Origin of the sequence: Arsenophonus endosymbiont of Apis mellifera (assembly GCF_903968575.1) — a bacterium.
Classification (GTDB): Bacteria; Pseudomonadota; Gammaproteobacteria; order Enterobacterales; family Enterobacteriaceae; genus Arsenophonus; species Arsenophonus apicola.
Window position 1 is genome coordinate 88,115 of sequence record NZ_CAJCFU010000079.1, and the last position, 22,785, is coordinate 110,899.

Below are 22,785 nucleotides of genomic sequence, written 5' to 3' on the forward strand. Positions count from 1 at the left end.
TACGTTAAAAAGAAATAATTGAAAAGGAAAACTAAATAATAAGAATTTTTACTATTTCTAACAAAAATTATTAATTGAAAACTCTTTAATGTATAATATTCATTAAAAAAATGATAAGCTATTTAATTGATTTATTTCATTATCTTAAAATGAAACATAATATATTATAGACTAATGATAATAATTATTATCAATTACAAATGGCATTTTTTGCCTATCTATAAATATCAAAAATCATAAAATAGAACTTATAAATAAATGAATGATTCTTTACAGCTAGGCTATTTACCCACTGATTGTGGAAGGTGAACATGTCGGAAAATGTAATCAATGATATTGTTAATTGGTTAGAAAGCCAATTACAACGAAATGAAGGCATTAAGATTGATACCATTGCTAATAAAAGTGGTTATTCTAAATGGCATTTACAACGGATCTTTAAACAATTAAAAGGTTGCACCCTAGGGGAATATGTTCGTAAACGTCGTTTACTTGAAGCAGCCAGGCTATTACGAGAAGATAAATTTTCTATTTTGGATATAGCGCTACAATACGGTTTTAGCTCCCAAGCAACATTTACCCGCATTTTTAAAAAACATTTTAATACTACACCGGCTAAATTTCGTCAAAATGGGCAGTTACCCGATTTTAATCAATTTATGGACTAAACTAAAAAAAATAATTTTTAAATATTCCTTGTTATCTGCCAGTCTAAATACTGGCTTTATGGTCAATTTACAATAAAATTCGCTTGAATATTTATCCAGCCAGCAATGCGTGCTAATAATTAATAATGACTTACTTTATTCATGTTATTTCATTAACCAATCAATTTTCTAATTGTAAAAGCTGCTGATTAAAATCTGGATATTGAAGCTTTATCTCCGCGACTAATTCCTTAATTGTCGCTGGCTGGTATTTTTTCCCCATCAACTGTTGACTAAAAAGCTCCAATGGCGATGGTTCTAAACTATCAGTATAAATTTTACTAGCTGAAATTTTACCTTTATCAATATCAAAATAAAGTTCAACACCACCCCATGCAAATCTGGTTTCAAGTATATGACTAAAAGCTGGCGCTTGGCCAAAATTCCATTCCCAACTGGATTGCTTAGCATAAGTGTCAATAAAACCGGGTAAATCAGGCAAGTTAGTTGGTGAAATTATTTCTGCCTTCACTTGCTCACCATAATAGTTAAAAAAATGGTTTACTAAAGCGTTACAAACTTTTTGATGGGTGATATCAGCATCAATTTCAGCTAAATTCATTACTCTCGAACGAACAGATGTAATACCTTTGCTAATCAATTTTTTTGCATCTGGATTTAAATAACTGGCTAACCGGTTTAAATCTGTATTAATGAGCAAAGTGCCATGATGAAAACCGCGATCAAGAGTTTCAAAATAAGCTGATCCTGAAATTTTACGATCACCATGTGGGGAATGAATTACTAAATCATTTCGACCGGAAACTTCAGCACTAACCCCAACCTCTGCTAACGCCGCAATAATAATTTGGGTTGAAACGGTTTTATCATAAGCGGGTTTACCTGCCATAAAGGTAAAACAAGTATTGCCTAAATCATGAAAAACCGCACCACCACCACTGCGGCGGCGAGCTAATTTAACTCCATCTTGAGCCATCTTTCGGGTATTACACTCTTTCCATGGATTTTGTGCCCGACCAATAACGACAGTATCATTATTGCGCCAAAGAAACATAACCCGTTGCCTGACTGACATTTGACGAAAAATAGCCTCTTCAACTGCCAAATTAAACCAGGGATCAAATGATTCAGAAATAAGAAGACGTATTGAAGCCATAAAAATTTTGCCAGCCTATATTTATTTTGCTACCGCTCAGGAAGAAAAAAAATTATAACTAAAAAAGACATTTAAAAACGACGTGCCTGCCAGAAAACCTTGCGCCAGTAGATATTATTTAATGAAGAGCGGATAACGCCTTTACTGGTTGATGCATGAATAAAAGTATTATCTGTATCATAAATACCAACATGTAAACCATTTTCACCTGAGCCGGTTTTAAAAAAAACCAGATCGCCCGGCATAAGATCCTTAATATCGATACGGGTGCCATATGTTGTTTGAGCCACTGTCGTACGTGGTAATTGAATGGCAAAACGGTCACTAAAAGTCCGATAAACAAATCCGGAACAATCAATTCCACTTGATGCTAAACCACCATACCGATATGGCGTGCCATGCCATTGGAATAGTTGCTCTTTAAGTTGAGCGATGGTCATAATAGGATCAGAAAGTTGGCTTTTTAACGGCGGAGCTATTCTATTTACTGAAGAAGAACAGCCCATTAAAGTTAGATAGAATAAAAAAAGAAGGTGTTTAATTCTGATTAACATAAAGCACCTTTATCGCTTTAAGATAACTAACTGACTTTAATTAGAGTTTAATAAAAAAACAAGTTTTTATTAATGGGTGATCTTTATTTTTAGTAAACTCTGGCGTTAAAAAATAAATATCCTGCTCACTTTTTCACTTTATAATCGCTTTATTTCAGGCCGAGAAATGATCCAAATACCTAGCAAAATAAATACCACTCCCACAACTTTAACTAATGTCGCCGATTCATTAAACCAAGGCAAAGTGACTGCTGATAAATAAACTAATACATAGCTTAAACTAATGAGTGGATAAGCTTTACTTAATGCTAAAAATTTCAAGGCAAATAGCCAAAAAAACATAGAAATAGCATAGCCAATCAAACCGATAAAAATCAGCCCAAACGCTTGCCGATTTTCAAATAACCAATTAACATCCATCCATTGATGGTTTAATTTAAACTCAGGTAATAAAGTTACCCCAGCTTTAAGACAAAGCTGAGCGAAAGTGATCAATATTACACTACTGATACCCCAAAAATAACCTTTCATAAATTTAATAAAACAATACCCAGCATGATAATAAATACGCCTACCCAATGTTTTATACTGATCTTCTCTTGATAGATAAATTGGCCTATCAGTGTCACAATAACAAAATTAATACTTAACATCGGATAAGCAATACTAAGTGGTAAAATTTGTAATAATTTAAGCCAAAATAGCATGCCTAAAGCCAGTAAAATAATAGCGATTACCAGCCATTTAAAGGCTAAACTTTTTTTTGATGGCAAAACACTTTGCCAATATACCACTGCTTGCTTTTGACAAACTTGTCCAAAGCAAGTCAACAGGCTAACAATTATCAATAATAAAAAATGTGTCATGGTTGCTGATAATAAGTCATTATTGCCATTCGTGTATTGCGAACCACATGATCAGGCTTAGGAATATCATCAGGCAGACCTTCATTTCTACGCAATAAAAGAACCACTGAAATTTGTCCCTCTTTCCGGGTCTGGCTAAGCCATTTAGCAAAATTGCCTTGTTTAATTAAGCGAAATTGACTATCAGGATAATTTAAACCATATCTTAATTCACCTGATCTTTCATATAAATAAACATCACCTCGATGTAATTCCCATGCCAAACCCGCACCAACTCCAACATTATCCGCCAGCACAAATTTACTTTGTTGCAACAAAGAGATATTTTGCCGAATTAATTGCTGTGGTAATTTAGAATCGATAGTATCTTGCGGTAATGCATAACCTATCGATAAGCTCAAGGCTATCGAACAGGCCGCCCCCCACAACCAATACCTAGCTTTGGATATCAGACTAAAATAGCCAATAATCAGCCAAATACAAAAAACAGTGATACCTAATGCCAGTTTGGGCCATTCCTCTGTAGTATATAAAGGATGATCAACAAATAACCCCATGATAATCAAAGTAATAATTGCCAGTATGCCAAAGGCAATATTGGTAAATCCGTTAAATTTAAGTGGGGTTAGATTGCAATTTTTAACACAATCAACCGCATATTTTGCCATCATTAATGCAAGCGGTGCCATCACTGGCAACATATAAGTGAGTAATTTACCTTTAGCAATACTAAAAAATAGGAACGGGACAATAAACCAGCAAAGCAGAAAAAACATTTCCGGCTTGTTTTTTCGTTCCTGCCAACTCTTTAATAATGTCCCAGGTAAAAGTCCTAACCAAGGTATCACACCAAGTAAAATGATTGGAATATAAAACCAGAAAGGGGCTTTATGTTGAGCATCTTCTGATGAAAAGCGCTGAATATGTTCTACCCAGAAAAAGTAATGCCAATAATCAGGTTGATATTTATTGACAGCTAGTGCCCAGGGAAGGCTTATCAATGCCGCACTGATTATTGCTATGCCACCAAACTTAAGCATTTCAGTAAAACGTTTTTGATATAGCATAACTGGCAGCATCACGATCACCGGGATAGCTAACGCTAAAAAACCCTTAGTCATGAAGGCCATACCACAGGTAAGCCCCATGACGGCCCAGGCAAGTAACTTTGCAGCAACCGTTGGTGCTTTTAATAACCAAAAACAGCATAGCATACAAGCAGTAAGCCACATGGTAAGCATCGGATCGAGTACGCTATACGTGCCAACCGCAAATACCAAAAACATCGAAACATACATTAAAGTAGCCACAAACGCGACATTTCGATTACGCCACATTATCATCGCCAACCAGTAAATTAAGCCGGCGCTGATCATAGTTGAAAACACAGCACCGAAACGGACAGCAAAATTAGTATCACCAAATATCATTTGACTGATATTATTTATCCAATATCCGGCCACTGGCTTTTCAAAATAGCGAATATTAAGCAAATAAGGCACAATCCAATCGCATCGCAGCAACATTTCTCGACTAATTTCAGCGTAACGCGTTTCATCTGGCTGCCAGAGCAATCGACCATTTAACGGCACTAAATAAGTAAAAATGAAAAAAAGTGCTAATAAAAAATCACCTATTTTCTGTAACTGTTTAGTTAACATCAAGCACTATACCTCGTGTTGACACCCTAGCCAGCCTTCACGACCGGGAAAAGATGAACGAATAATTTTTCCTTGCGGTAAAGAATCTATATCATTTGGTATTAATTCACGCAACGGACAAAATACCATTTGCTCTGCAATCATTCTCTCTAATAAATTTTCAAATTGCATCGATTTAGACATACCTTCCACTTCAGTATGAATAGTATGAACAGGTGTTCCTACATCTTCCTGCATCGCGTTAATAATAAAATCATTAAAGTTTTCATCTTTAACCAACGTGCCAACAACTTCATCATAAGTTGGTAGTGTCACTGGAATTTGTATGGTACCAATCGAACCATCAGTTAAAATAGGACGAAACGGATGTGTACCTCGGCAATCACTATTATAGTCAAATTTAAAATTTTCTTTTGCTGTTAATACGCGTTCATCGGCTCGCCAACCTGCTACAGCTGAACATTTTACCCTAGCGCCCGTTGCAGCCTCAAGCGCATCTACGCCTAATTTAATTTGTTCGACCAATTTAGTTCTCGGCCATTTCCCTACATTAGCTTGCCAGCCTTGATGATCCCATGCATGTAACCCAACTTCATGACCTTCATTCAATGTTTGTTTCATTAAGTAGCCTAGATCATTGGCAATTTTTTTACCTGACCAGGCTGTACCGGCTAATAAAATATCCCAACCATACAGTGAGGCGGCATTCGATCTTAACATTTTCCATAAAAATTTAGGTCGAAACAGGCGCCATAAATGGCGCCCCATATTATCTGGCCCGACACTGAAAAAAAAACTGGCTCGAATTTGATATTTAGCGAGCACTTTAAGTAACTGTGGCACACCTTCTTTAGTACCTTGGTAGGTATCTACATCAATTCTTAAGCCAATTTTCTTCATTATTTTTTACCTAATTCTTCCGCGGCAGCTTGCAAGAAGAAATCTAAAGTTTCATCAATAGTCTGCTTCATATCAATAGTTGGCTCCCAATCGAGCAAGCGACGCGCATTTTCAATGCTCGGTCTACGATGCTCAACATCTTGATACCCCTTACCATAATAACTACTACTTTCAATCTTTTTGAGACCAGCAAATGGAGGAAAGAGTTTACGTAACGGATGTTTTTCAAAACTGTCAAGTAACATATCAGCTAATTGAGCAATACTTGCTTCATTGGTTGGATTACCAATATTGATAATTTGACCATCGCATTTTTCATCTTTATTTTCAATAATACGAAATAATGCTTCAATACCATCTTTAATATCGGTAAAACAACGCTTTTGAGCACCACCATCAACTAATTTTATTGGTGAACCCTCGACCAAATTTAAAATTAATTGGGTGATTGCCCTTGAGCTACCAATACGGGCAGAATGTAAACTATCTAGTCGTGGACCCATCCAATTAAACGGTCTAAATAGAGTGAATTTCAACCCTTCTTTAACACCATATGCCCAAATAACGCGATCCAATAACTGTTTAGAAACAGAATAAATCCAACGCTGTTTGTTAATTGGCCCTACAATCAAACGAGAGGTATCTTCATCAAATTCTTTATCATCGCACATCCCATAAACTTCAGAAGTTGATGGGAAAATAATACGTTTATTATATTTTACACAATAACGCACTATCTTTAAGTTTTCTTCAAAGTCTAATTCAAAAACTCTTAATGGATTACGGGTATATTCAATCGGTGTTGCAATAGCAACCAGGGGCAGAATGATGTCACATTTTTTAATATGATATTCAATCCACTCAGTATGAATACTAATATCACCTTCAACAAAATGGAAACGCTGATCATCACCAAAACGGGGATCATTAATAAAACGTGAAACAGCAGAAGAACTAATATCCAAGCCATAGATATCATAGTGTCCATCAGCTAATAAACGTTCGGTTAAGTGATTACCAATAAAACCATTAACCCCCAAAATTAAAACGCGCTTACGGCGTTTCACCTGTGCAGTCGGTTTTGCCCCCACCCGCACACCCGTCACAATCCCCATTTCAGCCGCTAAACGCGATCCTTCAACATATAAACCCAATCCACACTGGCCAGTTAGGATCTCAAGCACGTCTTGACCACAAGCTATTTGCAATGGCTCAGTAGAAATGATTGTACCAGGTAATTTATCATGTGATTTTTCTAACACTCGGCCACGCCAGACAATCATTTTACTCTCAGCTAAATAGGTAAATGCACCCGGATATGGCTCGGTCACTGCTCGTATTAGGTTATTCACTTCAGTAGCAGATTTAGCCCAATCAATTAAACCATTTTCAGCGCGGCGACGGCCAAAATAGGTTGCCTGACTCTCATCCTGTGGTGTTGCTGAATAATCACCCATTTTAATTAACGGTAATGTATCAGCTAACAGCTGTTCGGAGGCGTGACGAATTTTCTCATGTAACACTAATGCGGTATCAGTTGCATCAATGGCAACTTTTTTCTGCGCAATAATATCACCCGCATCGGCCTTAGCTATCATCTTATGGAGCGTGACACCAGTCTCTGTTTCGCCATTTAAAATAGCCCAATTAATCGGCACACGACCACGATATTTAGGCAGTAAAGAACCATGTAGGTTGAAAGCACCTTTAGGGGCTAGTGCCAATAACTCTTGACTCAGCATGTGACGATAGTAAAAAGAGAAAATGACATCAGGTTGCATTTTCTCAATACGCTCAATCCAAAGTGAATGATTGACATTTTCTGGCGCAAATACAGGCAAGCCCATCTCAGCTCCCAAGCGTGCAACTGAGGAAAAGAAATGATTCTCTTTTGGATCATCTGTATGTGTAAAAACAGCCTGAATTTCAAAACCCGCCTTCTTTAGCGCCTTTAATCCCACACAACCAATATCATGGTAAGCAAAAACAATAGCTTTCATTATTTTTTTTCCTGATTTTCGTTAGTATCATGATGAATACCAACTATCTTTTGAATGAAGTAACGGGGTCGGGCACGAACATCATTGTACATCCTGCCAATGTATTCACCGAGTAATCCCATGGCAATAAACTGCGCACCAATAAATATAAATAGAATAGCAAACAGGGTAAAAACACCCTCTGCAGCCCACATGGAACCAAATATAAGACGTAAGATAATTAGCAGAACCGCCAGAAAAAATCCACTTGCTGCAATAAAACTACCAACCACACTCAATAAACGTAATGGGGTAGTCGTTAAACAAGTAAGTAAATCAAACATTAAATTTATTAGCTTCATAAAGCTATATTTTGAATCACCAAACTCACGTTCTGCATGGGCCACATCGATTTCGATCGTTCTTCGAGCAAAGGTATTTGCTAAAATGGGAATAAATGTACTACGTTCATGACACTGTAGCATCGCATTAATAATATTACGCCGATAAGCCCGCAACATGCAGCCATAATCGCCCATGGTGCGCCCTGTTGCTTTGGTGATCATGGCATTAATAATTTTCGACGCCGTTTTACGAAACCAAGAATCTTGCCGATTCATCCGCCTAGTGCCAACTACGTCATAGCCCTGCTCGGCTACCTGTACCAAATTGGGGATCTCTTCAGGTGGATTTTGTAAATCAGCATCTAATGTGATCACAAGATCGCCAGTTGCCTGTTTAAAACCCGCCATAATGGCAGAATGCTGTCCATAATTACGATTTAAAATTACGGCAATAACATGATTTGCCGAATTTTCTGCAGCCTCTATTAGCAAGTTAGCGGAATTATCAGCACTACCATCATCAACTAAAATTAATTCATATGGCTGTTTCAATCTCTGACAAGCAGCCAATGTTCTTTCCAATAATTGGGGTAAACTTTGCTTTTCGTTATAAATAGGGATAACGATAGAAACTTTCTTTATTTCTTCAAAATCATTTTGAACAGGCACTATTTCAGCTCCGAAAAAATTTCATTAATAGCAGCAACAACGCGATCAACATCTTGAGCACGCATATCAGGGAATAGTGGCAATGAACATAAGGTAGCCGAGTTCCATTCAGAATTAGGTAGAGAAAGTGATGGATAATGTTCTCTATAATATTTCTGCGTATGAGCCGCTCGAAAATGCAGACCTGTACCAATATTCTTCTCTTTTAAGCGTTCCATAAAACTATCACGGTTAATACCACAGATTGTTTCATCAACGCGCACCATAAACAGATGATTGGCATGCAAATGAGGATAATCAGGCACATCCAGCATTTTTAACGGCAACTTGGCTAGCGCTTGTCGATAGTAAGCAACAAGTTCAGCACGACGTTTATTTATTTGGGTTAATTTTTTTAATTGAACAACTGCAATTGCAGCATGAATATCAGAAAGATTATATTTAAATCCAGGTTCAACAACTTCAGCCTGTGGTTTACGGCCTTGTATTTGTCGATCGAAGGCATCCACACCTAAACCATGAAATTTTAAACATCGCAAGCGGGTGGCTAAAGCATCATCATCAGTAGCAACTAAGCCACCCTCGGCGCAAGTAATATTTTTAATCGCATGAAATGAAAAAATAGCCGTGCCTTGTTGACCAATCCATTGATTTTGATACTGAGTACCTACGGCATGAGCAGCATCTTCGATCAATGCGATATTATTTCTTTGTGCAATCTCACGTAACGCATTAAGATCGCATGGTGCACCGGCATAATGTACCGGTATAATCGCTTTTGTCTTAGGGGTAATTGCCTTCTCAACGACATCAGGCTGAACCATTAAAGTATCACGATCAACATCAATCATGATCGGTTTTGCCCCTAACAAGGTAATCATATTAATGGTTGACACCCATGTTAATGAGGGGGTAATAACTTCATCTCCAGGACCAATTCCTAAGGCCATAAGCGTTATATGCATACCTGCTGTTGCCGAACAAAAAGCAATTGCATGCTGACAACCAAACTTATGGCGAAAGTCTTCTTCGAGTTGATGATTTTGCGGTCCAGTGGTGATCCAACCAGAACGTAATACATTTTCTACCGCCCGGATCTCTTCGTCACCTATTGCTGGGCGAGAAAAAGGAAGAAAATCATTCATGAGATTAACCTACTAACAATTCGTCTAATATTTTTTAGAGTTAGTTGTCTATAATATCATAAAATAGCTTAACTACACATCAACATGACAATAACTTTCCAATATAATCAGTTAGAAAGCGTTCAAATAATAAATATATAAAGCTCAAACGCTGACTTAAGTGACTCAAGTAGAATAGAAAACTCATTAATTGCCAAAAAATTCTTATCACTAAGAAAGTAACCCAATAACAAAAATAAGGGAATTTAAAAGCATTATTAGCATAACTTTCACTAATAAAATTGTTTGGCTTACAAAATCTCGTATAACTAATCTATTAAAGGTATCTTTATTTTTTAAGATTATTTTGGCATTCGTAAATAATAAAAAAGCCGCTTTAGCGGCTTTTTAGCATATAATAATTCATTATTTATGAGGCTTTATCTTTTCAACCCGGCCTTTCAACTTTTGCCCTGGTCTAAAAGTCACCACTCGGCGAGCAGTGATGGGAATATCTTCTCCAGTCTTTGGATTTCGACCTGGGCGTTGACTTTTATCACGCAGATCAAAATTACCAAACCCTGACAGTTTCACCTGCTCCCCATTTTCTAATGAACGACGAACTTCTTCAAAGAAAAGTTCAACTAGGTCTTTCGCATCACGTTTGCTTATACCCAGTTTTTCGAACAGACTTTCTGACATTTCAGCTTTTGTAAGCGCCATAGGTTTAGTCCCTCAAGGATGCTTGGAATCGCCGTTTTAACGCAGCAACACATTTATCAACAGTTGCGGCAATCTCTTCTTCTTCCAGAGTACGGTTTGTATCCTGCAAGATTAAGCTAATAGCAAGGCTCTTATAACCTTCCGCTACACCTTTACCACAGTACACGTCAAACAAGTTTATGCCAACTATATGATTTATGCCAATTTTCTTGCATTCAGCCAATATATCCGCTGTTGCTACCTCTTGTGGAACTACAACAGCAATATCTCGTCGATTGGCAGGGAAACGTGAAATCATATTTGCTTTAGGAATAACACGTTCTGCAACGGAATCCCACAACAATTCAAAAACCAGTGTCCGACCATGCAAATCTAGCTTATTTTCCAGTTCTGGATGAATAACACCTACATATCCAATATAATTATTATTCAGATAAATCCCAGCGTTCTGTCCAGGATGAAGTGCAGGATTAGAGTGAGCCTTATAAATAATATTGTCTAATTTTCCGGTTAATTCCAGTATTGCTTCAACGTCACCTTTTATATCAAAAAAATCAACCGCGCGTTTTTCTTGTGACCAGTGCTCTTCATAGCGATTGCCAGTGATCACGCCTGCTAACATCAATTCTTGCCGAATACCCTGTTCTGCTGATACATCCGGTACAAATCGTAATCCAGTTTCAAACAATCGAATACGATTTTGTTGGCGGTTTTGATTGTAAATTACTGTCGCTAATAAGCCAGGTAATAAAGAAAGCCGCATTGCTGACATATCAGTTGAAATAGGATCAGGTAAAATCATTGCATCGGAACCTGGATGCAGCAGTTGCTGAATTTTAGGATCAACAAAACTATAGGTAATCGCTTCATTGTAACCACGATCAATTAATAACGTTTTCACCCGCTTTAATGGCAGAATTGACTCACAACGAGGGGTCATGACTAAATCAGCATGTAACGGTACATTGGGTATATTATTATAACCATAAACACGGGCGACTTCTTCAATCAAATCTTCCTCAATTTGCATATCAAAGCGCCAAGATGGAGCAACCACTTGCCAACTATCTTGCTCACCAATCACTTGGCATCCTAAGCGCTGAAGGATCTGAGTGACCTTGATATCCGGGATACAATGACCTATTAAACGATCAAGCTTTTGCCGAGTCAGTGTTATGTTTGCCATTGTTGGTAAGCTAGTTTGCTGGCTAACATCAATAATATTTCCCACCTCTCCACCACAAATCTCAACAATTAATCTGGTTGCGCGCTCCATGGCTTTATATTGCAGCTGTGGATCGACACCCCGTTCAAAACGGTGTGAAGCCTCAGTATGAAGACCATAATTACGGGCCCGACCAGCAATTGCTAATGGAGCAAAAAAAGCACTTTCTAACAGGATATTAGTGGTATTTTGATGGACACTGGAATGCTTGACACCAAAAATACCGGCAATCCCTAAGGCACCATTGTCATCGGCAATAACTAAAGTATCTGGTTTCAAAGTCACCTCACTGTCATCAAGCAAAACTAATGTTTCATTCGGTTTTGCCATTCGAACAATTATCGCGCCATTTAAACGATCCAGATCATAAGCATGTAAGGGCTGACCTAACTCTAATAATACAAAATTAGTAATATCAACCACAGGATCAATTGCACGGATCCCCCCACGACGTAATTTTTCTCTCATCCAGATAGGGGTTTGTACTGTAATATCAATGCCTTTTATTACTCGCCCTAAAAAACGTGGGCACGCCATAGGCGCTTCCACCCGTATAGGAAAAACGCTAGCATCACTGCCTTTAACCGGTTCAATCTTTTCCGTATTTAATGCAAGGCTATTGATAGCCGCTATATCGCGTGCGATACCTAAAATACTTAAACAATCAGCACGATTCGGCGTCAAACTCACTTCGAAAATGTGGTCATCAAGTTGCAAGTAGTTACGAATATCGATACCAATAGGCGCGTCTTGTGGTAGCTCAATAATGCCTGTATGGTCATCAGAAATGGCAAGTTCTGAATAAGAACAAAGCATACCCTCAGAAAGCTCACCGCGTAGTTTTGTTGCTTTTATTTTAAAATTATCGGGTAAAACTGCGCCAATGGTTGCCACAGCGACTTTTAATCCTTGACGGCAATTGGGTGCTCCACAAACAATATTGAGTAACTGTTCTGTGCCAATATTGACCTTAGTCATGCGCAATTTATCTGCATTAGGATGTTGCACACATTCTACAATCTCGCCAACTAACACACCTTGGAATTGACCGGCAACAGGTTTAACATCATCAATCTCCAAACCTGCCATCGTCATTTGCTCTGATAAGGCTTCACTGCTTATTGCTGGATTTACCCATTCACGTAACCAAAATTCACTCAATTTCATATGATAATCCTGCCTTATCTAAATTGTTTAAGAAAACGAAGATCATTTTCAAAAAAAGCACGTAAATCGGTCACGCCATAACGTAACATTGTTAAGCGCTCCATTCCCATTCCAAAGGCAAAACCAGAATATAAGTCAGGATCAATACCAACATTGCGTAATACATTTGGATGTACCATGCCACAACCTAACACTTCTAACCATTTACCATTTTTAATCATCACATCAACTTCAGCTGAAGGTTCAGTGAATGGAAAATATGATGGTCGAAAACGAACGCGGGTTTTTTCTTCAAAAAAATGATTTAAAAAGTCATGAAGTGTACCTTTTAAATTGGTAAAACTAATATTTTTATCAACAATCAAGCCTTCTGTCTGATGGAACATTGGCGTATGGGTTTGATCATAATCATTACGGTACACACGACCAGGAGCAATAATACGAATTGGTGGTTGTCTACCTTTCATAGTACGAATTTGCACACCTGAAGTTTGTGTACGTAATAGCCGCGTAGTATCAAACCAGAAAGTATCATGTGAAGCTCGAGCAGGATGGTGTGCTGGAATATTTAAAGCATCAAAATTGTGATAATCATCTTCTATTTCCGGGCCAGAAACAACAGAAAAACCAAGTTCACCAAAGAATTCTTCAATACGATCAATGGTACGGGTTACAGGATGAAGACTACCATTTTCGGTTTGGCGACCGGGTAATGAAATATCGATTTTTTCTGCCGCTAATCGAGCATTTAAGATTGCATTTTCTAACTGCTCTTTACGCATATTCAATGAATGCTGAACTTCTTGTTTTGCCTGATTAATAATCGCTCCTGCTGCAGGGCGCTCTTCTGCAGGTACATCACGCAACGTTGACATCTGTAGTGTTAAATGGCCTTTTTTACCTAAAAACTCAACACGCACTGAATCCAACGCAGCAACATCCTGAGCTTTTTCTATGGCTGCTTTTGCCTGCGCAACCAACTCGACGAGATGTGGCATTGTTCCCTCTTCTTACGACCCTTTGGCCTAATCATTGTTGAAAATAAAATTTTTTAGCAATTACTAACAAAAAAGCCTCCATTTGGAGGCTTATCGCGGTTTTTCGTTTCTTTTCTTAAATACGCGAAAGCCCCAAATTTTAGGTGCTAAAATAAAAAAAGAAACGAAAAAAAACAATTTTCATCTTTAAGCAGCTATTCATGAAATAACTCTTATTTATAATACACAGGGTCATCGATAATAAAAAAGAGGGAGCTAAGCCCCTCTTAATTTAACTGATTTAAGCTAATGCACTTTTTGCTTTCTCGACTAATGCTGCAAATGCAACTTTATCAAAAACAGCAATATCAGATAAGATCTTACGGTCAATTTCAATTGAGGCTTTTTTCAAACCATTAATAAAGCGACTATAAGACAAACCATTCTGACGAGCAGCAGCATTAATACGTGCGATCCATAATTGACGGAACTGACGCTTACGCTGACGACGGTCACGATAAGCATACTGACCGGCTTTAATTACCGCCTGGAAAGCAACACGATAAACACGCGAACGAGCACCATAGTAACCTTTCGCTTGCTTTAATATTTTTTTGTGACGTGCGCGGGCTATTACACCACGTTTTACGCGAGCCATACATTTCTCCTATCACTTCGAATTAAATTCGATAATCTTAAACTAAAAAACCAAACTTATGCGTATGGCAAACAAGCCACAACCAAACCCAGATCACCTTTAGAAACCATGGTCTTTGGTCGTAAATGACGCTTACGCTTAGTTGACTTTTTAGTCAGAATATGACGAAGGTTAGCATGCTTACGCTTAAAACCACCACTGGAAGTTTTTTTAAAACGTTTTGCCGCACCACGTACTGTTTTAATCTTTGGCATTATAAATATCCACTTCGCATTGTTAATTATAACTAACTAGCCAGGCGAATAGTTTTCTACCTAAATAGAACACTATTACTTGGTTGCCTAACTATTTCTTTTTCGGTGCAAGCACCATGATCATCTGACGGCCTTCGATCTTAGATGGAAAAGATTCGACGACTGACATGTCATCCAAATCGTTTTTGATACGATTAAGCATATCAATACCGATTTGCTGGTGCGCCATTTCACGACCACGAAACCGTAACGTGATTTTGGCTTTATCACCATCTTCCAGAAAGCGAATCAGGTTGCGTAGTTTGACCTGATAATCACCTTCATCTGTACCAGGTCGGAATTTAATTTCCTTTACCTGAATAACTCTTTGCTTCTTTTTCTGCTCTTTGAGCGATTTACTCTTCTCATAGAGGAATTTGCCGTAATCCATGATACGGCAAACCGGCGGCTCGGCATTTGGACTGATTTCGACTAAATCAACACCAGCTTCCTCGGCTTTTTCAAGAGCTTCTTTTAGACTGACAATACCAATCTGCTCACCATCTAAACCAGTTAAACGAACTTCAGAAGCCCGAATCTCCGTATTAATACGATTCGGGCGCGCCGTTTGAATTCTTTTTCCGCCTTTAATACCTTATTCCTCCAGTTGATAAATACGACGAGTGCGAATTTCATCAAGCACTCTTTCTGCAAATTCTGTGACGTCAAATGTTCCTAAATCCTTCCCATTACGGGTTCGAACAGATACCTGATTCGATTCAACTTCTTTATCACCACAAACTAACATATAAGGAACACGACGCAAAGTATGCTCACGAATTTTAAAGCCTATTTTCTCGTTTCTCAAGTCTGCTTTTACACGAATACCAAAATTACTCAATTTTTCTACTACTTTTTGTACAAAATTTGCCTGTGCATCCGTGATATTAATTATAACAATTTGTAATGGCGCTAACCAGGTTGGGAAGAAACCAGCATACTGCTCAGTTAAAATTCCAATAAAACGTTCAAGTGATCCTAAAACAGCGCGATGGATCATCACAGGCACCTGACGTTCATTATTTTCATCTACATAGGAAGCACCTAAACGACTCGGTAATGAGAAATCGAGCTGTACAGTACCACATTGCCAAGCCCGATCCAAACAATCATACAGAGTAAATTCAATTTTAGGCCCATAAAATGCCCCTTCACCAGGTTGATACTCAAATTCAATATCCTCTAGTGCTTTAGCCAGATCGCTTTCTGCACGATCCCACTGCGCATCAGTACCTATCCGTTTTTCTGGTCGGGTTGACAATTTAACGGCAATTTTTTCAAATCCAAAGGTTGCATAAACATCATAAATCATTTTAATGCAACTTTTCACTTCAGCTAAAATCTGATCTTCAGTACAAAAAATATGCGCATCATCTTGGGTGAAACCACGTACGCGCATCAAGCCATGCAAAGCGCCAGATGGCTCATTACGATGACAACTACCGAACTCTGCCATGCGTAATGGTAAATCACGATAAGATTTCAAACCTTGATTAAATATCTGTACATGCCCTGGGCAATTCATCGGTTTTATACAATATTCTCGGTTTTCCGATGATGTGGTAAACATATTTTCTTTATAGTTTTCCCAGTGACCTGTTTTTTCCCAAAGAATGCGATCCATCATTAATGGACCTTTTACTTCCTGATATTGATATTCAGTCAATTTACTTCGAATAAAGGTTTCCAATTCACGAAATATTACCCAACCATCATTATGCCAAAACGCCATACCTGGTGCTTCTTCCTGCATATGATAAAGATCAAGTTGTTTACCTATCTTACGATGATCGCGCTTGGCCGCTTCTTCTAAACGCAATAAATAAGCAGCTAACTGTTTTTTACTAGCCCAAGCTGTTCCATAGATCCTTTGTAGCATTTTATTGTCGCTATTACCGCGCCAATATGCACCAGCTACTTTTTGTAATTTAAAGTAATGACAAAAACGCATATTAGGCACATGCGGCCCACGACACATATCAATATATTCTTCATGATAATAAAGTCCTGGATGATCATTTTTATTAATATTTTCATCCAAAATTTTAACTTTATAATCCTCAGCTCGAGCAACAAACGTATCCCTCGCTTCCTGCCAACTAACCCGCTTTTTGATAACATCATAGTTCTTTTCAGCAAGTTCGTGCATCCGCTGCTCAAGTTTTTCTAAATCTTCCTGGGTTAAAGCGTGTTCCAAATCAACGTCATAATAAAAACCATTTTCAATGATAGGACCAATTGCCATTTTAGTCGTTGGCCATAATTGCTTAATTGCATGGCCGAGTAAATGTGCGCATGAGTGACGAATAATCTCTAACCCTTCGAGATCTTTACTGGTAATAATAGCTAATTGAGCATCATTATTAATCAATTCACTCGCATCAACAAGTTCACCATTAACACGACCGGCTATACAGGCTTTTGCAAGGCCTGAGCCAATATCATTTGCAATATCCATGACTGAAACAGCATGCTTATATTGACGTTGACTTCCGTCAGGAAGAGTAATAACTGGCATTTAAAATCCTTAATTTACAGTGGTGACCCATACGCAAGATCACATGTATGTATAGAAATATATTTTTATTAAATATGAGTTAAAGCAATTTCTTACTTCACCTTGTAAGTGATGTACGTGATAAATAGCCAAAATAGGGCAAAAGGAATACGTACTTGCATTAACTTAGCCGCGCATATTACCACTATAAAGGTCTAATTAATAGATTAAATCTTGGCTAATAAGAATAAAATGCTAAAAAACCAGTGACAAAATAATTGTCAGCTAGTTAAATTTTGATTAATTAAGCTAATTTAAAATTATTTTTTATTATACAATGGAATAGCAATAAAAAACTAGATTAGTTTATCGCTAAAATTTTTATTCGTGTTGGTAGCACCGTGTTTTTTAGTAAAAATCGATTGTGGTAAAAAGTATTATCAATTTTTTTATGATAAATCAAAAATTAATCTATCATGGCTATTGAATTGTATGCGTTTTTAATTTTCCAAAGATAGCGCGGTGCTTGTGCATTTGGGTGTTTTGTTTGAATATGTTGATAAAACTCTTCTGCTGACAACTTATTAATTTTATCGATCGCAATATGACGATTTTTATCAAAAATCCGTAATAATGCGCCAGCACCATTAACATAAGCAACCACAGTTGCATAATAAAGTACTTTAGGATCATGAATACCGAATAAATGATTATCTTGAATAAAACGAATATAGGCTGTTCCCACATCAATATTAATTGCCGGATCTTTAAGTTGACTGGTGGTAGGTTGCCCCGCTTTACCTTGTAAGCGATACGCTTCACGACCAGCAGTAGAAGCCTTAACTTGCATTAAACCTATCGCATTGGATTTACTCACTGCATTAACACGAAAATTAGATTCCACTTGAATAATCGCTCTAATTAAGTTTTCATCAATAGCATAGCGTTGCGCCGCTTGTCTAATTACAAGATCGTAAGGCGTTTTTAACGGTACACTTTCGGTTTGTTCCTCCATGAAATAGCGTAGATAATCGTTCTGATAGACTGTTTTTGGGCTATTAGATTGTTTGCTTGAGCAGCCTATTAATAAAATAATCAATACGAGCCCACAACATTTAAATTTCACCTTGCACCAATCCTCTAATGGCATGATTCTCTTTAGCATAGCCTAATAGGATAAAAATAAAAATTACCCCCTTTAACATTGAGTTGTGAAGAGGCTCTCATATCTGCTATCAACATTATAATTACAATAATTGATCTTATTGACATCTTTCATATATAGTTGATAATCATTGTCATTAAAGTGCAGTTTACTTCTTTATTACCGGAAAACACTTATGTATAAAAGATCCAAACTTTCATCTAAGCACACTTTTACTGGTTTAATAATTGCTATTCTTATTCTTTTTAATCCAATCGCATACGCAAAAAAATTTACCGTCGTCACTACTTTTACTATTATTCAAGATATTGCGCAAAATGTGGCCGGTAATGCAGCCATTGTCCAATCAATTACCAAACCTGGAGCAGAAATTCATGAATATCAACCAACTCCTAAAGACATATTAAAAGCGCATAATGCTGATTTAATTTTATGGAATGGATTAGGACTTGAAACATGGTTTAATCGTTTTTTTGAAAACTTCAAACATATTCCTGCCGTTACTGTGACTAAAGGAATAAAAGCGATGGCTATCCGAGAAGGTGAATATCAAGGTAACCCTAATCCTCATGCCTGGATGTCTGCCCAAAATGCATTGATCTATATCGAAAATATTCGAGCAGCACTGGTAAAATATGACCCTAAAAATGCAGATATTTATAACCAAAATGCGAAAATATATGCCAGTAAAATTAGTAAAATTGATGCACCATTACGGAAAAGACTAGCACAAATTCCACAGCAAAAACGCTGGTTAGTTACTAGTGAAGGTGCTTTTAGTTATCTCGCTAAAGATTATGGTTTTAAAGAAGCTTACTTGTGGCCAATTAATGCAGAAGAACAAGGTTCACCACAACAAGTTCGTAAAGTTATTGATATTGTAAAAAAATACCATATTCCAGTCGTATTTAGCGAAAGTACCGTCTCTGATAAACCAGCGAAACAAGTGAGTCGAGAAACCGGGGCGCAGTATGGTGGTGTACTTTATGTTGACTCTCTCTCTACTTCAGATGGCCCGGTTCCTACATATATAGAATTATTAAAAACTACCGTTGATACTATTGCAAAAGGTTTTGGTCAATAATAATGCGCGATAATATTTTTTACGAAAAACCTAACTTAATTGTTGATAATGCTACCGTTACATACAGTAACGGGCATACTGCCATTTATGATGCCAGCTTCAATATTACTGGTGGAACAATTTGCGCACTAGTAGGCGTCAATGGTAGTGGTAAATCAACGCTATTTAAAACAATAATGGGTTTAGTGTCACCAACAAAAGGACGCGTTACATTAAACAATGCTGCAATCAAAACAGCACTTAAACAAAATATTATTGCTTATGTACCACAAACTGAAGAGGTTGATTGGAACTTTCCGGTTCTCGTTGCCGATGTCGTCATGATGGGCCGCTACAGTAAAATGGGATTTTTACGTATTCCAAGCCAGCAAGATAAACGAATTGTTGCTGATGCTATAGCACGTGTTGATCTGACGGGTTTAGAACAACGCCAAATCGGTGAGCTTTCTGGTGGTCAAAAGAAAAGAGTTTTTCTTGCACGAGCTTTGGCCCAAGAAGGAAAAGTACTACTCCTTGATGAACCTTTTACTGGTGTCGATGTAAAAACAGAAAATGCGATTATTGAGCTTTTACGTTCATTACGTAGCAATGGCTATTTAATTTTGGTTTCTACTCATAACTTAGGAAGCGTACCTGAATTTTGTGATCAAGTTATTTTAGTAAATCGAACTATATTAGCTAGCGGACCTATCGAAACAACGTTTACTCAAAAAAATCTTCAACTTGCTTTTGGCGGTGTACTACGTCATATTAATCTGTCTGGTGCAGATCTTCACGATGACGATGACCCTCGTTCATTGACTGTTATTACTGATGATGAAAGAGCCGCGGTTTTTTATGGCCACCATGAACAAACATCTGTTATTAAAAAGCAACCGGAGAAATAAATCATGTTGGATCTATTACTTCAGCCCTTTGAATATAACTACATGGTCAAAGCAATTTGGGTCAGTGCTATTGTTGGCGCAGTCTGTGCTTTTCTTTCTGCTTATCTAATGTTAAAGGGCTGGTCGTTAATGGGCGATGCCCTTTCTCATTCAGTTGTTCCTGGTGTGGCAGGCGCCTATGCACTTGGTTTTCCCTATTCTGTAGGGGCGTTTTTTACCGGTATTCTAGCTGCACTCTCTATGACCTTAGTACGCCATATTTCAAGCCTGAAAGAAGACGCAATAATTGGTTTTATTTTTTCCACATTCTTCGCCAGCGGATTGCTAATCCTTTCATTAAATCCGATTTCAGTGAATGTACAAACCATTATCTTTGGCAATATTTTAGGTATTGCAGATGAAGATGTACTACAAGTTGAAATTATTATTGCCATTTCTTTTATTGTACTTATGTTTATATGGAAAGATTTACTTGTCGTATTTTTTGATGAAAATCATGCCCGCTCTATTGGACTAAATCCGCTAAAATTAAAAATTATCTTTTTTACCCTATTAAGCGCATGTACGGTTGCTGCTTTACAAACAGTGGGAGCCATACTTGTCATTGCAATGGTGATTACACCTGGTGCAACAGCTTATTTACTCACGGATCAATTCAAACGGTTACTTATTATTGCCGTATTGATTGGATTTACCTCTAGTGCGCTTGGCGCTTACATCAGTTATTTTATTAATGGTGCCACAGGCGGAATTATTGTTACCTTACAAACGCTAATTTTTCTTTTTGCGTTCTTTTTTGCGCCTAAATATGGTTTATTCGCTTCCCGCCAAAAAGCACGCCAAGAAATTGTACACCTCAAACAGTTAGAACAAGAGGTGAGCAACAATGAATAATCTGATGGAATTATTAATAACACCTTTTATTTTTCCTTTTATGCAAAAAGCCCTCATTACCGCCCTTGTAACCGGAACAGTATGCGCTATTCTGTCCTGCTTTTTGATACTTAAGGGTTGGTCTTTAATGGGTGATGCTATTTCACATGCTGTATTACCCGGCATCGTTATTGCCTTTGTTATTGGTATTCCTTTATCAATTGGCGCTTTTATGTCAGGAATTTTTTGTGCAGTTGCGACCGGTTATTTAAAAGAAAATAGCCGTATAAAAGAAGATACTGTCATGGGGATTGTTTTTTCTGGTATGTTTGCTTTTGGATTAGTACTATTTGCACGGATTGACACAGATCAACATCTGACTCATATTCTTTTTGGTAATATCCTTGGCATTACTACAACAGAATTTAAACAAACACTTTGGATTTCAGGTTTTACTATCGCGATTATGCTATTAAAACGCAAAGATTTTATGCTCTATTGTTTTGATCCTAATCAGGCAAAGGTTATTGGTTTACCCGTTACACTTTTACATTATGGATTACTCTCTTTATTAGCGCTCACTATTGTTGCATCTTTACAAGCAGTAGGAATAATATTGGTCATTGCCATGCTTATTTCGCCTGGAATTATCGCTTTTACACTATGCCAAAATTTCAATCGAATGCTAATTATTGCCGTTATTGCCTCGACCACATCCTCTTTAATTGGCACTATTCTGAGTTTTCATATTGATGCAGCAACTGGGCCTTGTATTGTATTAACTCAAGCAATTTATTTTATATTTGCATTAATCTACAATTTTATTAGTAAAATAAAAAAACGTTCTTTTTCCAATAAAATTTCAATACGCTCTTAAGAAATATATTAAAAAAATAATTAGCAAAAATTAGGACTATCTTATTTATTACAGGATATGATCCTATTTTTTTATTAGACTATTTATTAACTACAGACTGTAATAGTAGGAGTTCAGAAATTGAAATTAATATTGAAATAACCAGAACGCAAATAAGTAATAGTTGATTGTTGAAATTAATATTTTACTATCATAAAGCTTTTAACTAAAGCTAAATTAAAAAAACAATATATCTAACAATCGCAGCGGACTATATATTGTAATTAATTGATGTTAAAAATTAATTAAACGGAATTTTGTCAAATCTGGTTAGTAAAGTAGTTTAGCTTTCCTTATAGACTGTAATAAGCGCCAAAAAATATCAACGCCATTATTTGTTAAATTACTATAATCACACCAGCAATAATAGTTTTATTGCTAGATAAGTCATGATTAATA

The 22,785-nt window shown here is 37.1% G+C and carries 23 protein-coding genes and 1 other annotated feature; of the genes, 5 read left to right on the top strand and 18 right to left on the bottom strand.

Translation table 11 applies throughout. From position 1 onward, the window contains the following. Window positions 1-311 precede the first annotated feature (311 nt). Entirely contained in the window at window positions 312-668 is a 357-nt protein-coding gene (locus H1X92_RS14195; protein ID WP_026821639.1) for a helix-turn-helix domain-containing protein, read from the top strand. Between the two features lie 160 nt (window positions 669-828). Here H1X92_RS14195 and H1X92_RS14200 read toward each other — a convergent pair whose 3' ends face one another. The 18 genes from H1X92_RS14200 to H1X92_RS14285 form a co-directional block, all read right to left on the bottom strand. Continuing rightward, entirely contained in the window at window positions 829-1,824 is a 996-nt protein-coding gene (locus tag H1X92_RS14200) for a lipoate--protein ligase (RefSeq protein ID WP_180560757.1), read from the bottom strand. A gap of 71 nt (window positions 1,825-1,895) precedes the next feature. Next, on the bottom strand, window positions 1,896-2,378 hold the full coding sequence (locus H1X92_RS14205; protein WP_180560758.1) for a C40 family peptidase: 483 nt from the start codon (window positions 2,376-2,378) through the stop codon (window positions 1,896-1,898). A gap of 138 nt (window positions 2,379-2,516) precedes the next feature. Continuing rightward, window positions 2,517-2,909, bottom strand: a complete 393-nt coding sequence (gene arnF, locus H1X92_RS14210; protein WP_180560759.1) for a 4-amino-4-deoxy-L-arabinose-phosphoundecaprenol flippase subunit ArnF — start codon at window positions 2,907-2,909, stop codon at window positions 2,517-2,519. Next, entirely contained in the window at window positions 2,906-3,244 is a 339-nt protein-coding gene (gene arnE, locus H1X92_RS14215; protein WP_180560760.1) for a 4-amino-4-deoxy-L-arabinose-phosphoundecaprenol flippase subunit ArnE, read from the bottom strand. Before arnE ends, arnF begins: the two co-directional genes overlap by 4 nt. Next, window positions 3,241-4,905, bottom strand: coding sequence for a lipid IV(A) 4-amino-4-deoxy-L-arabinosyltransferase (gene arnT, locus H1X92_RS14220; protein WP_180560761.1), 1,665 nt, complete (start codon window positions 4,903-4,905; stop codon window positions 3,241-3,243). Before arnT ends, arnE begins: the two co-directional genes overlap by 4 nt. Window positions 4,906-4,911: 6 nt before the next feature. Beyond that, a complete protein-coding gene (gene arnD / locus H1X92_RS14225; RefSeq protein WP_180560762.1) occupies window positions 4,912-5,805 on the bottom strand; it encodes a 4-deoxy-4-formamido-L-arabinose-phosphoundecaprenol deformylase in 894 nt (297 codons plus the stop codon). After that, entirely contained in the window at window positions 5,805-7,805 is a 2,001-nt protein-coding gene (arnA, locus tag H1X92_RS14230; protein WP_180560763.1) for a bifunctional UDP-4-amino-4-deoxy-L-arabinose formyltransferase/UDP-glucuronic acid oxidase ArnA, read from the bottom strand. The genes arnD and arnA overlap by 1 nt, the downstream gene beginning before the upstream one ends. Then, the gene (arnC, locus tag H1X92_RS14235) at window positions 7,805-8,797 is read right to left on the bottom strand and encodes an undecaprenyl-phosphate 4-deoxy-4-formamido-L-arabinose transferase (RefSeq protein ID WP_180560764.1); all 993 of its coding nucleotides are present in this window, start codon (window positions 8,795-8,797) and stop codon (window positions 7,805-7,807) included. Before arnC ends, arnA begins: the two co-directional genes overlap by 1 nt. Beyond that, a complete protein-coding gene (arnB, locus tag H1X92_RS14240; RefSeq protein ID WP_180560765.1) occupies window positions 8,797-9,942 on the bottom strand; it encodes a UDP-4-amino-4-deoxy-L-arabinose aminotransferase in 1,146 nt (381 codons plus the stop codon). Before arnB ends, arnC begins: the two co-directional genes overlap by 1 nt. A 405-nt stretch (window positions 9,943-10,347) precedes the next feature. After that, on the bottom strand, window positions 10,348-10,644 hold the full coding sequence (gene ihfA, locus H1X92_RS14245; protein WP_026821649.1) for an integration host factor subunit alpha: 297 nt from the start codon (window positions 10,642-10,644) through the stop codon (window positions 10,348-10,350). Between the two features lie 4 nt (window positions 10,645-10,648). After that, window positions 10,649-13,036, bottom strand: a complete 2,388-nt coding sequence (gene pheT, locus H1X92_RS14250) for a phenylalanine--tRNA ligase subunit beta (RefSeq protein ID WP_180560766.1) — start codon at window positions 13,034-13,036, stop codon at window positions 10,649-10,651. Window positions 13,037-13,050: 14 nt separating this feature from the next. After that, on the bottom strand, window positions 13,051-14,034 hold the full coding sequence (pheS, locus tag H1X92_RS14255; protein ID WP_180560767.1) for a phenylalanine--tRNA ligase subunit alpha: 984 nt from the start codon (window positions 14,032-14,034) through the stop codon (window positions 13,051-13,053). A gap of 65 nt (window positions 14,035-14,099) precedes the next feature. Further along, window positions 14,100-14,222 (bottom strand) — a sequence feature (Phe leader region). Beyond that, on the bottom strand, window positions 14,174-14,269 hold the full coding sequence (gene pheM, locus H1X92_RS16300) for a pheST operon leader peptide PheM (RefSeq protein ID WP_180560768.1): 96 nt from the start codon (window positions 14,267-14,269) through the stop codon (window positions 14,174-14,176). It overlaps the preceding feature by 49 nt. A gap of 45 nt (window positions 14,270-14,314) precedes the next feature. Further along, window positions 14,315-14,671 carry a 50S ribosomal protein L20 gene (rplT, locus tag H1X92_RS14265; protein WP_026821652.1) on the bottom strand — a complete coding sequence of 119 codons (357 nt, stop codon included), beginning with the start codon at window positions 14,669-14,671 and terminating at the stop codon, window positions 14,315-14,317. A 56-nt stretch (window positions 14,672-14,727) separates the two neighbouring features. Beyond that, entirely contained in the window at window positions 14,728-14,925 is a 198-nt protein-coding gene (rpmI, locus tag H1X92_RS14270; RefSeq protein ID WP_180560769.1) for a 50S ribosomal protein L35, read from the bottom strand. A 91-nt stretch (window positions 14,926-15,016) separates the two neighbouring features. Then, on the bottom strand, window positions 15,017-15,556 hold the full coding sequence (gene infC / locus H1X92_RS14275; RefSeq protein WP_180560997.1) for a translation initiation factor IF-3: 540 nt from the start codon (window positions 15,554-15,556) through the stop codon (window positions 15,017-15,019). Between the two features lie 3 nt (window positions 15,557-15,559). After that, window positions 15,560-17,482 carry a threonine--tRNA ligase gene (gene thrS / locus H1X92_RS14280; protein ID WP_180560770.1) on the bottom strand — a complete coding sequence of 641 codons (1,923 nt, stop codon included), beginning with the start codon at window positions 17,480-17,482 and terminating at the stop codon, window positions 15,560-15,562. Between the two features lie 445 nt (window positions 17,483-17,927). After that, window positions 17,928-18,476, bottom strand: coding sequence for a transglycosylase SLT domain-containing protein (locus tag H1X92_RS14285; RefSeq protein ID WP_225505487.1), 549 nt, complete (start codon window positions 18,474-18,476; stop codon window positions 17,928-17,930). Between the two features lie 325 nt (window positions 18,477-18,801). Here H1X92_RS14285 and H1X92_RS14290 point away from each other — a divergent pair, with 325 nt between their 5' ends. The 4 genes from H1X92_RS14290 to H1X92_RS14305 are packed head-to-tail and all read left to right on the top strand — an operon-like array spanning window position 18,802 to window position 22,347. Beyond that, the gene (locus H1X92_RS14290) at window positions 18,802-19,710 is read left to right on the top strand and encodes a metal ABC transporter substrate-binding protein (protein ID WP_180560772.1); all 909 of its coding nucleotides are present in this window, start codon (window positions 18,802-18,804) and stop codon (window positions 19,708-19,710) included. A 2-nt stretch (window positions 19,711-19,712) separates the two neighbouring features. Beyond that, entirely contained in the window at window positions 19,713-20,597 is an 885-nt protein-coding gene (locus H1X92_RS14295; protein ID WP_180560773.1) for a manganese/iron ABC transporter ATP-binding protein, read from the top strand. A 3-nt stretch (window positions 20,598-20,600) separates the two neighbouring features. Continuing rightward, complete coding sequence (locus tag H1X92_RS14300) at window positions 20,601-21,491, top strand: metal ABC transporter permease (protein ID WP_180560774.1); 891 nt, start codon at window positions 20,601-20,603, stop codon at window positions 21,489-21,491. Next, window positions 21,484-22,347 carry a metal ABC transporter permease gene (locus H1X92_RS14305; protein WP_180560775.1) on the top strand — a complete coding sequence of 288 codons (864 nt, stop codon included), beginning with the start codon at window positions 21,484-21,486 and terminating at the stop codon, window positions 22,345-22,347. Before H1X92_RS14300 ends, H1X92_RS14305 begins: the two co-directional genes overlap by 8 nt. The last annotated feature ends 438 nt before the right edge of the window (window positions 22,348-22,785 follow it).